This is a genomic window from Pararhizobium sp. IMCC3301, from assembly GCF_030758315.1.
In the GTDB taxonomy this organism is placed as follows: Bacteria; Pseudomonadota; Alphaproteobacteria; order Rhizobiales.
Genome location: NZ_CP132336.1, coordinates 565,324 through 579,661 on the forward strand (window position 1 = coordinate 565,324; position 14,338 = coordinate 579,661).

At 53.2% G+C, this 14,338-nt stretch carries 9 protein-coding genes and 1 pseudogene; 3 read left to right on the forward strand and 7 right to left on the reverse strand.

Annotated features, from left to right (window positions below; all coding sequences use genetic code 11):
• Positions 1 to 5: 5 nt before the first annotated feature.
• The 4 genes from RAL88_RS02550 to RAL88_RS02565 all read right to left on the reverse strand — a co-directional run bounded on the left by RAL88_RS02550 (position 6) and on the right by RAL88_RS02565 (position 3,661).
• The gene (locus RAL88_RS02550) at positions 6 to 590 is read right to left on the reverse strand and encodes a cysteine dioxygenase family protein (RefSeq protein WP_306267078.1); all 585 of its coding nucleotides are present in this window, start codon (positions 588 to 590) and stop codon (positions 6 to 8) included.
• 12 nt (positions 591 to 602) lie between these two features.
• Entirely contained in the window at positions 603 to 2,135 is a 1,533-nt protein-coding gene (locus tag RAL88_RS02555; protein ID WP_306267079.1) for a tripartite tricarboxylate transporter permease, read from the reverse strand.
• Positions 2,136 to 2,145: 10 nt separating this feature from the next.
• Positions 2,146 to 2,616: a tripartite tricarboxylate transporter TctB family protein gene (locus RAL88_RS02560; protein ID WP_306267080.1), complete on the reverse strand. Its 471-nt coding sequence runs from the start codon at positions 2,614 to 2,616 to the stop codon at positions 2,146 to 2,148.
• 79 nt (positions 2,617 to 2,695) lie between these two features.
• A complete protein-coding gene (locus RAL88_RS02565) occupies positions 2,696 to 3,661 on the reverse strand; it encodes a tripartite tricarboxylate transporter substrate binding protein (RefSeq protein WP_306267081.1) in 966 nt (321 codons plus the stop codon).
• Between the two features lie 138 nt (positions 3,662 to 3,799).
• Between RAL88_RS02565 and RAL88_RS02570 the strand changes: the two genes are divergently transcribed.
• A complete protein-coding gene (locus tag RAL88_RS02570) occupies positions 3,800 to 4,654 on the forward strand; it encodes a LysR substrate-binding domain-containing protein (protein ID WP_306267082.1) in 855 nt (284 codons plus the stop codon).
• Between the two features lie 916 nt (positions 4,655 to 5,570).
• On the opposite strand, the pseudogene RAL88_RS02580 reads toward RAL88_RS02570, so the two are convergent.
• Positions 5,571 to 7,535 (reverse strand): annotated as a pseudogene (locus tag RAL88_RS02580) (DEAD/DEAH box helicase); the annotation flags it as partial.
• 159 nt (positions 7,536 to 7,694) lie between these two features.
• Positions 7,695 to 8,810, reverse strand: coding sequence for an anhydro-N-acetylmuramic acid kinase (locus RAL88_RS02585; RefSeq protein ID WP_306267083.1), 1,116 nt, complete (start codon positions 8,808 to 8,810; stop codon positions 7,695 to 7,697).
• Positions 8,811 to 8,903: 93 nt separating this feature from the next.
• Here RAL88_RS02585 and tyrS point away from each other — a divergent pair, with 93 nt between their 5' ends.
• Positions 8,904 to 10,166 carry a tyrosine--tRNA ligase gene (gene tyrS / locus RAL88_RS02590; protein ID WP_306267084.1) on the forward strand — a complete coding sequence of 421 codons (1,263 nt, stop codon included), beginning with the start codon at positions 8,904 to 8,906 and terminating at the stop codon, positions 10,164 to 10,166.
• Here tyrS and RAL88_RS02595 read toward each other — a convergent pair.
• On the reverse strand, positions 10,163 to 13,345 hold the full coding sequence (locus RAL88_RS02595; RefSeq protein ID WP_306267085.1) for an AsmA-like C-terminal domain-containing protein: 3,183 nt from the start codon (positions 13,343 to 13,345) through the stop codon (positions 10,163 to 10,165). The two genes, tyrS and RAL88_RS02595, sit on opposite strands and share 4 nt — an antisense overlap.
• A gap of 501 nt (positions 13,346 to 13,846) precedes the next feature.
• Between RAL88_RS02595 and RAL88_RS02600 the strand changes: the two genes are divergently transcribed.
• Positions 13,847 to 14,311, forward strand: a complete 465-nt coding sequence (locus RAL88_RS02600) for a peroxiredoxin (protein WP_306267086.1) — start codon at positions 13,847 to 13,849, stop codon at positions 14,309 to 14,311.
• Positions 14,312 to 14,338 lie beyond the last annotated feature (27 nt).

Consider the following 14,338-nt stretch of genomic DNA (forward strand, 5'->3'; position numbering starts at 1 on the left):
TCTCGTTATTTAGTTTTGACGCCAATGCCCATTGTTTTACAGCTGCCATTTTCAAGGTCATACATGATCCGGTTCTCCAGGCTTTCCAGCGGCTGCCCATAGAAATGCAAATGGCGTATTATGTCGTCTCCACAAATCTCGACGCTATGAATATCGTTGGCCATCATTGCCAGTGCGTTGCCAGGCTTTAACTCGACGATCTCCAATTCCTTCAACTTTGCTTTGCCTTCAACCGACCGGTCATCAATACGCTCATACAGAGTATTAATTTCCGCGCCTTCCACTGCGCCAATGCATGCCCAAGTGGTATGATTATGCGGAGGGATTTTCTTTCCCGGGCGCATGACGTTTAGATAGAGCGAAAGACCGATTCCCCGATCTTGAGCAATCAGATAACGGTTCTGTTGCTCATCAGCTGCAGGCTCTGGAAAGTCATCGTTTCCCCACAAATGGGTTTGATCAGAAAGCTCGGTAACGACGCCCTCTATCTCTTTCAGCATCGCCCGATCGACAGGCCTCTGTGCCAAAATTCCACGCGTCTTATCCAGTAGAGATTGCGCCAGCTCTTCTCGTGTCTGTATGGTTTCCATTCTAAAATCTCCTTATGAATTTTCGTTGCCGGCACGCCGGCTCATGATGACTGGTAAGATCCAAAGTGCTGCTGAAACAAACATCATGGCAGCGCTGATTGGATGATTGACTGGATCTAAAAAAACCAACCAGTTTCCCTGTGAAATGGTTAGTGAGTTGGCAAGCGATGACTCCAGCTGGGGTCCGAGAACCAGGCCCAGAATCGCAGGGCCAAGCGGTAAGCCGGCAATTCGCATTGCATAGGCAACAACGCCAGCTGTGACAGCAACCCACATATTAAATATGTTGGTGCCATCGGAATACGCTCCCATCAGACAAAGCATGGCAATGACGCCAACCATAATTTCTTTAGGGATGGCAAAAATGGTTTTAGAAACAGTGCGAATTACGATGAAAGCAACTGGCCACATAACCAGATTTGCAATCAGGAATGCTACAATAATCATCCACGCGATATTGCCGTGTTGTGTGAATAAAAGCGGTCCCGGCACCATGCCATGAATGGCAAGTGCACCAATAAACAATGCCGATGTGGAATTACCCGGGATACCAAGAGACAGAAGCGGCACCATGGAACTTGCGGTCACAGCATTATTGGCGGCTTCCGGTGCAGCGATGCCCTCCGGAGCACCTTCGCCCCAAGCCGCTTCATCTTCCTTACCTTCAAACAGACGACGGAAGCGGCGTGCTGCTTGGTCATAGGCAAGAAAAATAGCCATCAGCATACCGGCACCCGGTAACATCCCGATAAGATTGCCAATCACGGCACTCATACCCCAAACGGGCAACAGACGGCGTATCAGTTTTCGCGGTAATAAAAGTGAACCAATAACGGGCATATTTGTCAGTTTGACCGACATTTTCCGATCTTTGATGATGTCGGTTAAAAGCTCCAGCATCGCAGCAATGCCGAACAGACCCACAAGTAGCGGTACAAATGGAATACCTTCAATCAGGTTTACATTATCGAATGTGTAACGCGGGTACCCTGTGAGCGGGCTAAACCCCACATTCGAGACCAGGAGACCGATGACAGCCGCTATTGCTCCTTTGATAACCGCACCCTTGAGAAGACCAACAACGCTGGAAAGACCCAGAATAGCGAGCGCAAAGTTCTCAATATAACCGAATTTAAGAGCAACTTTTGCAAGTGAAGGAGCAAATAGAAGTAGTACGAAAGAACTTAGAATGCCACCAACGACAGAAGACGTCAGCGCAATGGAAAGCGCCTTGCCGGCCATTCCGCTTCGAGCCATGGCATTACCATCAACCGCAGTGAGTAATGATGATGCAGTACCAGGTACTTTAATCATTATAGCAGGTATCGCTCCACCTGTCGCAGCGGCACAATAAACGCCAACCATAAGCGCAAGAGCCTGTTCTGGCGGCATGGAGAACGAAAAGGGAATGAAGACGGCGAACGCAATATTGTCGTTAATTCCAGGAATTGAACCTACGATCATTCCTACGAAGACGCCCAATACCAGCATCATTGCAACAGGTAGCGAGAACAGGGTCTGAAACCCGAGTGAAATAAACTCCATTGCCGTTATCTCACAAGATCCAGGATGCCACTGGCGTCGGAATTCGGACACCAAGCAACACCATGAAAACAGTATAACTTACTGTACTGACCAGAGCGGCAAATAGAGTGATTTTCTTAGCATCACGCATACCACACAAAATCATGAAAGCGGCTTGCATCAGGAAGGTTGGGATGAGGTAGCCTAAACCGGTTGAAATTGCCGTAATCCAAGAGACGATAATTATGACGGATGGCACAGCCGATTGAAGTGAAAGAATGAAGGAGACTCTATCAGACGTGCCAATGACCGCCTTGATGCTTAATAACAATCCAAGAATTGCAAGAATAATTCCGAGGGATAGTGGATAAGGGCGCGACAGATCATCAAAACCGCTTGCCATCCAAGCAGCAATAAAGCCGGTTACGAATATTACGGCTCCAGTCCAGAAATCGCTATTCGAGTATACCGCTTGGGTAATAGGTGGCTTCAACGAACTCACAAATTCCCCTCCCTTTTATATATTCTGTATCGGCCCGCAATTTCCAGCGGGCCGATGATTATAGTGTGGAAAATTGTAGCTACTTTTTACCTAACCCAGCTTCGTCAATAATTACCGAGGTAAGCTTGGAGTAATTATCAACCACGAACTGAAAACCTTCGGCATCGCGATATGTCGCAACGTAGCCAGCGCTTTTCATTTTCTCAACATAGGCAGGTGTTTCATATGTCTTCTTCATCAGCTCAGAAAGGGTAGCAACGACCGAGTCCGGCGTATCCTTCGGGACAGCCCAGCCTCGGAATGTTGCCCAAATCGGAATATCAATACCGGCTTCCTGGAACGTTGGCACATCCGGGAAATCTGCTACTCGCTCTTCAGAGGCAACGGTCAAAATACGGACACTTCCATTGGCAGCCTGAGCGGTTGCTTCCCCCAACGGCCAAAGCGCAGCATCTGCATGGCCACCCGCAATAGCTTGAACCTGGGCACCAAATCCTTTGGTTGGAAGGTAGTTGAAGCTCACGTCTGAAACGCGCTCAATAGCCAGACCAGACATATGGTGAGATGTACCAACACCAGCAATAACGATGTTCAGCTTTTTCTCTTTCGCAGCCTTCATGAAATCTTTTGCTGACTTGATGGGCGAAGTTGCGGGAACAACAATCACTTCTGGATCAAGGTTGTAGAGAGCAACCAGCTTGAAGTCTTTAACACTGTAGCTCGCGCCCTTCATTTGGGGATTGGTCACTACCGAGCTTGTCATGGCGAGAACCGAATAACCGTCCGGTTCTGCGTTGGCAACCGATGTCTGGCCCACCACACCGCCGCCGCCGGCGCGGTTCACAACGTTTACCTTGGAACCTTCCAGGATTGTGTTTGCCGTTTCGGCAATGATGCGCGAAGTCGTGTCGACTGATCCACCTGGATCAAATGGCACCACCAGATCAATTGTTTTCGTCGGGTAGTCATCAGCCTGGGCAGAAGCAACAACGCTACCGGCCATTAAAAGCGAAAATGCTAGTGTCAGGGACTTGAAAATTCTCATTCTTTCCTCCTCGAAGCCTTTGGGGATATGACATCAAATTTATTTTTCGATGCACTATGCAAAGAATATGAAGCAATATTCTATTTGTATAATTAATATTTTTGCATTATTTATTAGATTTTCTAATGTTGGAATGTTATGAGCCCAGAGATACAAATCAGCCAGCTAAAAAGCCTGATCGCAATAGACGAAGAAGGTAGCTTCAGCGCAGCCGCGAGGCGTGTTGGCCGAACGCAGTCCGCCATCACTCAACAAATGCGAAATCTTGAACTGGTCATAGGGACCCAACTATTTGCTGCAAAAGGCAGACATCGGGAATTGACCGAAGCAGGCCGCACGCTTTTGCGCCATAGCCACGAAATCGTGTCTCTTTGTAACCAAGCCGTATCTGCTTCAGCGCGCAATCAAAATAGTGGTGTTATCCGAATTGGTGCACCGCAGGAAATTGCGGAAGAACTGTTGCTGAAAATATTGAAAGAATTCAGTGAACTTTGGACCACTGTTCGCGTAGTAGTCCACATTGATAGAAGCCCCAAGCTGATGCAAATGCTGGAAAACGGTGAACTGGATTTGAGCCTCAGTACCCGGCGCTCCAGAAATTATGAAAGCATAGCACTGTTGAACATGTCTGTTCACTGGATTGCGGCAGAGAACTGGAAATATAATCCCAATGATCCGCTACCCCTCGTCCTTTCCGACGAACCCAGCATGTTCAGGCGTATTGCGTTGTCGGCGCTGGATTTAAGCGGACAAACATACATAGAAAAAGTGACGTCTTCTTCGATGAGCGGCGTACGGCTCGCAGTAGCTGCTGAAATTGGCATTACCGCAAGGACGAAAAGTGCCTTTTTTATGGGAAGTAAAACACTGGACGAGCAAAGCGGGCTGCCGCCGCTTCCAGACGTTACATACTACCTGCACAGGTCAGAGCAACAATCAAGCCAAGCTTCAAAAGATCTGTTTGATATGATTTCAAATTTTAAACATATTTAATATTTAATATATTTTAAACAGATCAAAATAAATTTCGAGTTGCGCGTTTTTAGTAAGAATATGGCGATGATGCGCATATTTAATTGATTATTACTTAAAATATTCTATGGTTCACGCCAGATTTACAAGAATATTTGCTTCGATGCGCGTGTGATGGCAATCACCCCATTCTGACCAGCATGGACAACAAATCTGCGCGAAGTGATGACTACCCAATTGTATATGGGGAAACCGCGGTGTCAGTAGGCTTTGATCCCCAAAGTCGACCTTCATTGGCAATTCTCATCCCTGGCTGCGCCACATCTTTGCTTGATGGTGGCTATGCAGAACCCAGGATATGCCAGGCTATGAAGCTGCATGGAGACTGAACGCTCCAGATCGCCATGCGGCCCCGATGCCGCAACCAGGTTCGAAATGCTGCCGCAGCGTTGGGTGCTGGAGCGTATATTCGCATGGCTTGGTCGATATAGACAATTGGCAAACGATCAGAAAAAACATTGCAAGTGCCACAGCATGGGCGCTTATCGCCCATACCCGTATTGCTAGTCGGCACATCGCAAAATACTGCTACCTGACGTAGAATTTCGAGTCCGGCTCTTAGAATTCAAGCGCCCGGCTTTGGTTTGCGCCGTTTGATCGGTGCCATTCCGGCCCGCGTCGCATCGCTGGGTTTGCCGGGCCGGGCATTACCGCCTGCCGCCTTACCACCCGCTGGCTTGCCGGCTTTCTTGTTCTTGCCGTATCTTGGCTTGCCGCCGATGCGTTCAGCCTGGTCGCCCGCAGCAGCTGAGCGTTCAACCCGTTCAACCGGCTTGCCCCGCTTCGTGAAGACAGGCTTGCCTGCGGCGGCTGCGGTTTTGTCCGCGGCCGGTTCATAGTCGGATTTAGCAATCGGGCCAGTGTCGAGCGGCGAAAATCCGGGTTTTTTCGCAAATGGGCGCTTCGGCCTGTCTTCCGTATTCTTCCTGTCAGCCTTGTATGCAGGCCTGTCAGTCCGCGGACGGTCAGAGTTCTGCGAGCGGTCTTTCTCAAATTTTGGTTTTTTGGAATAAGGCGCAGTTGCACGGGGCTGATCGTCTGAACCCGACGGCGCTGTCTTGTCTCGATCGGGAAACGCCCGCTTTTTGAAAGCATCCGGCTTTTTGCTGTATTCCGGGCGGCTGGAGCGCTCGTGTTTTGACCCGGAAGACGGTTGCCGATCGCGATCACCGGACGGTTTTTTGCGATCACCGAATGACTTGCCGGGTTTCGATCTGCTGCGTGGCGCGTCGATCATTGCCGGCACACCATCGAGCCGTGTGACCGTCACCTTCCTGTCTTTGCGGTCCAGCATCTTGTCAGGCCCGATAGCAGCCATGAAGCTGTCCGCATGGGCAGCGTCAAGTTGCACAAACGTCTCGTCATCCTTGATCTTGATGGCACCGATCTGCTTGTTGGTAATCCCGCCGCCTTCACACAACACTGGAATTAGCCAGCGCGGTTCGGCATTCTGCCGGTATCCGACCGACAGGGACAGCCAGACACTTGCGCCAAACTCCTCAAACTGTTTCTTCGCCGGTTCAGCGGTAGAGACTTCCTGAAGTTCCTCCGGTGCCGAGCGGCCGGCGCGGTAAAGCCGGACAAAGGCCGCGGCAATCTGTTCCGCTCCATGAAGCTCAACCAGTTCCCGCGCAAAGGCCTGTTCCTCTTCCTGCACCGGTTCGCTCAATGCCGGATCAGCCAGAAGCCGTTCATCGTCACGGCGCATAACCTCATCGGCCGATGGCGGCTGTGCCCAGGCAGCGGTCAGCCGACCACTGCCGAGCAGGCGCTCGGCCCGTTTGCGGCCATTCTTTGGCACAATCAGCGCACTGACACCCTTGCGCCCTGCCCGGCCGGTCCGGCCGCTGCGGTGCAACAGGATTTCCGGGTTGGTCGGCAGATCAGCGTGGATCACCAGGTCCAGATTTGGCAGATCGATGCCGCGCGCGGCAACATCAGTCGCCACACACACCCGGGCACGGCCATCGCGCATTGCCTGCAAGGCGTGGGTGCGTTCATTCTGGCTCAATTCACCTGACAGTGCGACGACGGAGAAGCCGCGATTGTTCAGCCGCGCTGTCATGTGATTGACAGTGGCCCGTGTATTGCAGAACACCAGCGCATTCTTCGCTTCATAGAAACGCAGAATGTTGATGATGGCATTTTCTTTCTCATTATGAGCCACCACCAGTGCGCGATATTCAATATCGACGTGCTGCTTCTTTTCCTCGGACGTCGATACGCGGACCGCATCGCGCTGATATTTCTTCGCCAGATTGGCAATCATCCGCGGAACGGTTGCAGAAAACATCAATGTCTGGCGTTCCGCCGGAGTGGTTTCAAGAATGAATTCCAGATCTTCCCGGAACCCCAGATCCAGCATTTCATCAGCCTCATCCAGCACCACCGCTTTCAACTGCGTGGTATCCAGCGATTTCCGGGTGATGTGGTCGCGCAACCGCCCTGGTGTGCCAACAACGATATGCGCACCCTTCGCCAGTGTCCGGCGCTCGGTGCGCATATCCATGCCACCGACGCAGGACGCGATGATGGCTCCGGTTTCGCCATACAGCCATTCCAGTTCGCGCTTCACCTGCAAGGCCAGTTCGCGGGTCGGGGCCACGGCCAGCGCCAGCGGAGCAGAAGCTCGTTCAAAGCGCTCGGCACCCTCCATCAATGTCGGAGCAAGGGCAAGGCCAAAGGCGACAGTTTTGCCCGACCCGGTTTGCGCCGAAACCAGCATATCGGCACCGTTCACATGCGGCTCCAGAACCGCACTTTGAACCGGCGTCAATTCGCTATAGCCGCGCTTGCTCAGCGCCTGGGCAAGCGCCGGGACGATGCCTTGGAACTCTGTCATGATAAAACTTTCGGAACATTGGTTTCGTGCACATCCTTGCGGACAATCCGTTTCGGCCGTGCATGTCAGCGTCGGTCATCCGCGCTGAAGGAAATATAAGTGCTGCTATCTAATGGGCGCCACGCATCTTGTCCAGAGAAAGCATGGCTTTTCCTTGGCTCAAACGGTGCGGGGATAGGCAATTTCCCCGCCGGTCAAAGGTTTGGCAACAGAAGTAGTGCCGGGAAACGAGATCGGAAGATTGCGTAAATGCCGCGCCGCAAGATAGGCAAAGGCATTCGCTTCGATAAACACATCGTCCCAGCCCAGATCGGAAGCAATCTGCGGTTTGAGCATTGCCGAAGCCGTCAGAAGACGCATCATCATAGGGTTCTTTACACCGCCCCCTGACACGATCATGGATTTCGCCTGGTCCGGATACCAGCGCCCCGCTGCGCTGATGGCCGCCACGGTAAATGCCGTCAATGTCGCCATGCAATCCTCGGCACTGTGGCCCGCGACACAGGACAAAGCGAATTCATGAAATTCCCTGCGATCCAGAGATTTCGGTGGCCTGCGCTCAAAAAAGCGATGCGCCATCAGACCGTCCAGCACATCCTCAACAACTTCGCCGCGCCCGGCCACCTTGCCATCTTCATCCATCCGCACACCGAATTCCGCTTGCATGAAATCATCCAGCAAGGCGTTGCCGGGACCGGTATCAAAGGCCAGCAATTCACCGTCAGCACCAATATAGCTGACATTCGCAACCCCGCCGATATTCAGAAATATTGCCGGTTTTGCCGCGCCAAGTGCTTCGACCAGCGCTGCGTGAAATACCGGGGCCAGCGGCGCACCTTCGCCGCCATGCGCCACATCATTCTGGCGCAGATCATAAATCACAGGGACCCCCAGTTCATCGGCGATGCGCTGCGCATCACCGATCTGCACAGTCAGTTTGCGGCCAGGATCGTGAAAGATTGTCTGACCGTGAAATCCGACATGATCAATGGTCATGTCCGAGGCCTCGATCTGTTGTTTCAGAGCGCGGATGTGAACATCCGTGACGATCTGCTCCGCCTCTGCGATGACGCCACTACGCTCTGTCCGCTCAAGAATCCTGGCTCCCGCATCGAAAGCGGCCTGAAGCACGCCGCGCTGCGCATCGCTGTAGGCTGTGAAACTGGTGGCGCCGGGAATAAGCTGCGTCTCGCCATCTGTGATCAGCACGGCTATGTCGACGCCGTCGAGTGATGTTCCGCTCATGGTTCCGGCAATGGTGTAGGACTTGTTCATGCATAAACCCTGTTTTGGGATGCATTTTCCGAAAATCGCTGTTAGGACAGCGCCGCAGCCTAATCGAAAAACACCTATTCAAGAGCTTGTCCCATGTCCGTCAGCCTCTCTCAAGTCAAGTCTGACTTCCTGCGCGTCATGATTGAACGCGGCTTTGTCCACCAGATTTCAGATTTGGAAGGGCTGGATGCGCTGTTCAGCAAGCAGGTGGTGACGGCCTATATCGGTTTCGATCCGACCGCCAGCTCCCTTCATGCCGGCAGTCTCATCCAGATCATGATGCTGCACTGGCTGCAGCAGACCGGACATCGCCCTGTCACGCTGATGGGCGGCGGCACCGGCATGGTCGGTGATCCGTCCTTCAAGGACGAAGCGCGCAAGCTGATGACACCGGACATCATCAACAGCAATGTCGAAGCCATCAAGAAAAGCTTTTCAGCCTATATCAGATATGATGACAGCCCGACGGGCGCGATTATGGCGAACAACGCCGACTGGCTTCTAAAGCTCAACTATCTGGAATTCCTGCGCGATGTCGGTGTGCATTTTTCAGTCAACCGGATGCTGGCCTTTGACAGTGTCAAACAGCGGCTGGAGCGCGAGCAATCGCTGTCATTTCTGGAATTCAACTACATGATTCTGCAGGCCTATGATTTTGTCGAATTGAGCAAGCGGTTCGACTGCCGCCTGCAAATGGGCGGGTCGGACCAGTGGGGCAACATCATCAACGGCATTGATCTTGGCCACCGTCTGGATACGCCGCAGCTTTATGCGCTGACGACACCGTTGCTGACGACATCTTCCGGAGCAAAAATGGGTAAGTCGGCCAATGGAGCGGTCTGGCTCGATCCGCAATTGCTCAGCCCGTATGATTTCTGGCAATACTGGCGCAACACTGAAGATGACGATGTAGAACGCTTCCTCAAGCTTTACACCATCCTGCCACTGGATGAGGTGGCAAAGCTGGCCGCACTTGAAGGCGGCGAGCGGAACGAGGCCAAGAAAATTCTGGCGACAGAAATCACCGCCCTGCTGCACGGCCGTGAAGCAGCGGAAAAAGCCCGGGAGACCGCCCGCCAGACATTCGAGGAAGGCGCGATTTCCGCAGATCTGCCAACTGTCGAAATGGCCTCCGAAGATCTGACGGATCTGGGCATTCTGTCGGCCCTCGTCACAGCAGGGCTGGCGGCGTCGAACAGCGAGGCGCGGCGCCATGTCAAAGGCGGTGCGGTGAAGGTCAACGATAGTGCCTTTGTCGATGAGCGCGGCACCATCGGCCCGCAGAATCTGACCGGCGATGGTGTCATCAAACTATCTCTGGGCAAAAAGAAACACGTGCTTTTGAAACCAATTTAGCGGTATTCAAAAATGCGTCTGAAAATACCCGGCGCAATGGCGGAGATCGGATTGACCGTCAGCAGCGGGCTGCTCATATTTCCTGATACCCTGAAGGTGACGCCCAACAGGCCCTGATCGCGCCGCCCGCCCATAATGGTTCCAACGATTGGAATACGCGAAAACGCGTTGTTGAGCCCGTATGCAGGCACGTAAACGCCGTTAAGGCGCAACTCTGACGCTTTCAGATCAATGCTGCCATTCAGGGTGACTCCCATAGCGGGACCACGGATTTGGGCGTCGTCCATAACAAGGCGGCCATTGCGCAAGTTGAAATTCATGCTTGCTTCTTCGAAGCTGCGCACAGTCGGCGCGGCCGCTGCTCTGCCGTTTTGACCCGGAATACTCTTTGCCAGTTGCTCCAGGCTCTGACTGCCACCAACCCGGAATTTGGCGAGCACCAACTGCCCCACAGTAGCCAGATCGCCCCTGCCGAGGGAGGCCGACAGCGTGAGCGTGCCACCTTTCACATTGCTGGAGATATCCAGAAAACTGATCAGACTGCCACCATTTCGCGTATTCAGGCTCAGCCAGGAGGAGCCGTTGCCGCCTTCAATGGTGGCATTCACCGGCGCATTGCCACCCTGTGAACCGGAGAATTGGAGTGACGAGGGGACACCGCCATCGGTGCGCAGCGAGAATTTGGCATCCTTGATAAATTGTCCACCAAATCCGGTCAGAGAGCGCACATTACCGTCAATCACGTAGCTGGTTTTGTCGCCGCCGGTGCCGCTGTTGGCATCTTTTTTCAGGACCATGATAAGGCCCCGGGCATCGATTTGCTCACCATTAATAGCGATACGATAAGAATTTTTTGCAGTTCGGCTGACATCGACGGCGACTTTGTCGCCTCGGCGCAGAGATACATCTCGCAGGTCAAGCCGCTCAAGCCCTCGTGCCGAACTGATGGTGGCATCTCCTGACGCCGAGAAACCGTCCCCGGTCAGTCTGATATTCTCCAGATGTTGGCCGCCACTTGTATCCTGCATCAGAAAATCAAGCTTGCCTGGAACCCCGGAACCCTTGCTCCATCCGAGCGCCGCCAGTGACAATCGCGCTCGTGTCAGATCCACCGATACTGCACGTCGGCCCTTTGCATCCACTTCGCCCACCGCCACTGGAGTAGGTCCGGTCAGAATTTCGCTCAGGTCAATTCCCAGTTTTTTCCTCTGACTGTCATTCAGAACCAGTCTGATATCTGTCCGCATACCGCTGCTGTCGCCATTCGGCAGGAACAGATCGACATCCGCAGCAATTCCATCAAGCTCGGCATTGCCGCGCACCACAGTGCCATCGGCATTACTCTCAACAACGACATCCCCGTTGGAAATCATGCGGCCCTGGATAGGCGCAGTGCTTGAAAAGTCCGTCAGTCGGACAGTCGCAATGGTGCGTACATCTTCAGGATCAATTTTCTGGTCAAGTATGAAATTTGACGTCACTTCCGCTACCGCGCTGCCACTGATAGAGCTGGGAGGCAACCCGCGCTTGCGCATGAACCCCAGCGGATCAAGGTTGGAAATTTCCGCCATAACGCGCGCGTCACCCGTCATCGATACCGTGACCTGGGCTTCAGGGTTGCGCGGACCAAGCACAGGCAGTCTGAATATGGCTGACGGAATATCCACGGTTTTACCGGACGGCGCGGCAGCGCTGCCCTGTTCTACAGAGATCGTCAGGCCGAAGGCGTCAAAGCCCACGCGTCCGCTGCGGGCGCTGAGGTCGGGCAGCTTCCCGAATGTTCTGATACGGGCACGGGAAAAGTCGATGCTTCCTTCAAATGCGCCCTGAGGAAACACTTTTTCCGGATCGCGGTTTCCCATCAGGCCTTCCGGAATCGCAAGGGAAATTTCCGCACCATCAATGATCCCCTCTTTGACATTGCGAATGAACCATCGCCGCGCCCCGCCAGCCAGCGTTGGCGGCCAAATCTGCTTGAACTCGCGGGCGGGAATGGCAGTGGAGGAAAACGCACCCGCCACGGAGGGAAACCGGGATTGAAAGTCAACATTTGCCGATCCGATAATCCGGGTGAGCTTGGTTCGAAATTCTATCGTATCGAGGGTAAGATACTGGCTCGGGACATCAAACCGGCCGTTGATGCCAATGAGTTCCACTGGCAGCGGCGGCATATTGAGCACGTCCCGGGGAGCAAGAACGGCTTCCCGCGCGACCAGACGAATGTCAAGCTCGCTCAACGGGTTGTTTTCTGACGGTTTCACAAATCCGGCAAACGGCAGAATCGTATCGCCAAATTTCAGGCTGGCTTCCTCAACGCTCACCGCATTCAGTTCCGGGGACCAGATCAGCGAGATAATTCCCCTGTCGAGAAGAGCGACATCCCTATTGCCAATATTTACGTAGGAACTGCCAATCACAGCTTTGAACGCTGCTGTTGGAACATCGTTGTCGCCGACATATTTGGAGCGCATCGTAAGTGTCACCGGCGCATCACTGCGGATGGAAAAATTCTCGCGACCAAACGCAGGCATGATTTCCGGAAGAATTATGTCATTCAGCGCCAGTTTGATTTCATTGCCGCGGCCATCTTTCACCGGCTTGGCGCTGCCTTCAAAACGCCAGGCACCACCGCGGCCAATTCCCGATGCCCGCACTGAAAGTCTGTTGTTCGTCGGCTGAATGGCCAGCGTCGAACTTATGTTCCAATAGTCGCGCTGCTCGCTGCCCTGAACTGTCACGGCAACGGACCCATCGAGAATGGTAATCCGTTCCAGGCCGCGCTCCGCCGCTACATCGATCACCCGTTGCGCCGCTTGGTGAAACTGCGCCAGGCCATTTCCCACCCGCGCCAGTGGCGTCGACAGTTTCGGCCGTCCGGACGCATTAGCCGACAGATTCAACAGTCGTAGCGAGCGCTGCGCTTCGCTGGTCAGGTGTACAGACACCGAGAGCTGATCGATTTCTATGTCGCGGATGCGTATCTTGCCGCGTGCCAGGCCGGTCAGTTGCAACCCGAAGGACAGGTTGTTGGCGGCCAGCGAAACCCGGGAATCGCGATCCTTCAAGCGCGGCTGCGTGATGTGAGCCACCAAACCGCGCAGAGGATCGATCGAAACAGACACATCCTTGAAATTGAATGCCACATCTTCAGGCAGAGCAGCTTCAACACTTTGTGTCACATGATCAGTCAGCCGCTGCGCAGAAAACGCTTCTCTGGACAACTGGAAATAAACCGCAGCAACTGCAAGCAACAGGACTGAGAGCAAAATAGTGGGAATGAAAAAGAGCTTGCGGCGCCAGAACTTCCTGCGCGCCGGTTGGTTCGGACCGGGAGATTGCTGCTGCGCTGGAAATTTCTCCCCCTGCTGTGGCAAATCCCTCTGTGGCACACTACCATGATCGCCAGGCGCAGATGAGTCAGCGTCAGAATGATTCCCGTCTATTTCGTGGTCCAGGGTCATGAACAGCTAATAGATCTGCAACAGTCTGATGACGAATCGAGGACGCATTCTTGACCTTGTCTCTAAGGAGCCCATCCGCAGGTTGGAAGCTAAAATCCGACATATATGAAGTCACTGATTCAAACCGGCAGGGCAGACAGAATTTCTTCCTAGACCGCGTCAGATTCAATATCCAGCAAATTTAATTTGCATCTAATCAAGACCAAAGAAAGGCAGTTCATGACAGTCCAGCAAGGCGACATCGCACCGGATTTTTCGCTTCCGGCAAATGGCGATGGTAATGTTACGCTATCGGCTCAACGCGGCAAAGCTCTGGTGTTGTTTTTCTATCCAAAGGACGACACTTCCGGCTGCACCAAAGAGGCCACCGACTTTTCTCAACAAAAAGCTGAGTTTGACAGCCTCAACGTCACCATCATCGGGATGTCGCCGGATTCAGTCAAAAGGCATGATAAATTCATTGCCAAACACAATCTGACTATCACGCTGGCATCAGATGAGGAGAAAACCGCGCTGTCCGCTTATGGCGTTTGGGTCGAAAAAAGCATGTATGGTCGGAAATATATGGGCGTCGAACGGTCCACATTCCTGATCGACAAGGACGGCACCATCGTCAGAGCTTGGCGAAAAGTGAAAGTTCCCGGCCATGTTGACGAGGTTCTCGCTGCCGCCAGGGCGCTGTGAGCGGAGCACATGCATTCAAACAATCCC

Excerpts from the sequence above, each read along its gene's own strand:
- RAL88_RS02555 (WP_306267079.1), bottom strand. The coding sequence starts at position 2,135 with ATGGAGTTTATTTCACTCGGGTTTCAGACCCTGTTCTCGCTACCTGTT.
- RAL88_RS02550 (WP_306267078.1), bottom strand. The coding sequence starts at position 590 with ATGGAAACCATACAGACACGAGAAGAGCTGGCGCAATCTCTACTGGAT.
- RAL88_RS02600 (WP_306267086.1), top strand. The coding sequence starts at position 13,847 with ATGACAGTCCAGCAAGGCGACATCGCACCGGATTTTTCGCTTCCGGCA.
- RAL88_RS02565 (WP_306267081.1), bottom strand. The coding sequence starts at position 3,661 with ATGAGAATTTTCAAGTCCCTGACACTAGCATTTTCGCTTTTAATGGCC.
- tyrS (WP_306267084.1), top strand. The coding sequence starts at position 8,904 with ATGTCCGTCAGCCTCTCTCAAGTCAAGTCTGACTTCCTGCGCGTCATG.
- RAL88_RS02570 (WP_306267082.1), top strand. The coding sequence starts at position 3,800 with ATGAGCCCAGAGATACAAATCAGCCAGCTAAAAAGCCTGATCGCAATA.
- RAL88_RS02585 (WP_306267083.1), bottom strand. The coding sequence starts at position 8,810 with ATGAACAAGTCCTACACCATTGCCGGAACCATGAGCGGAACATCACTC.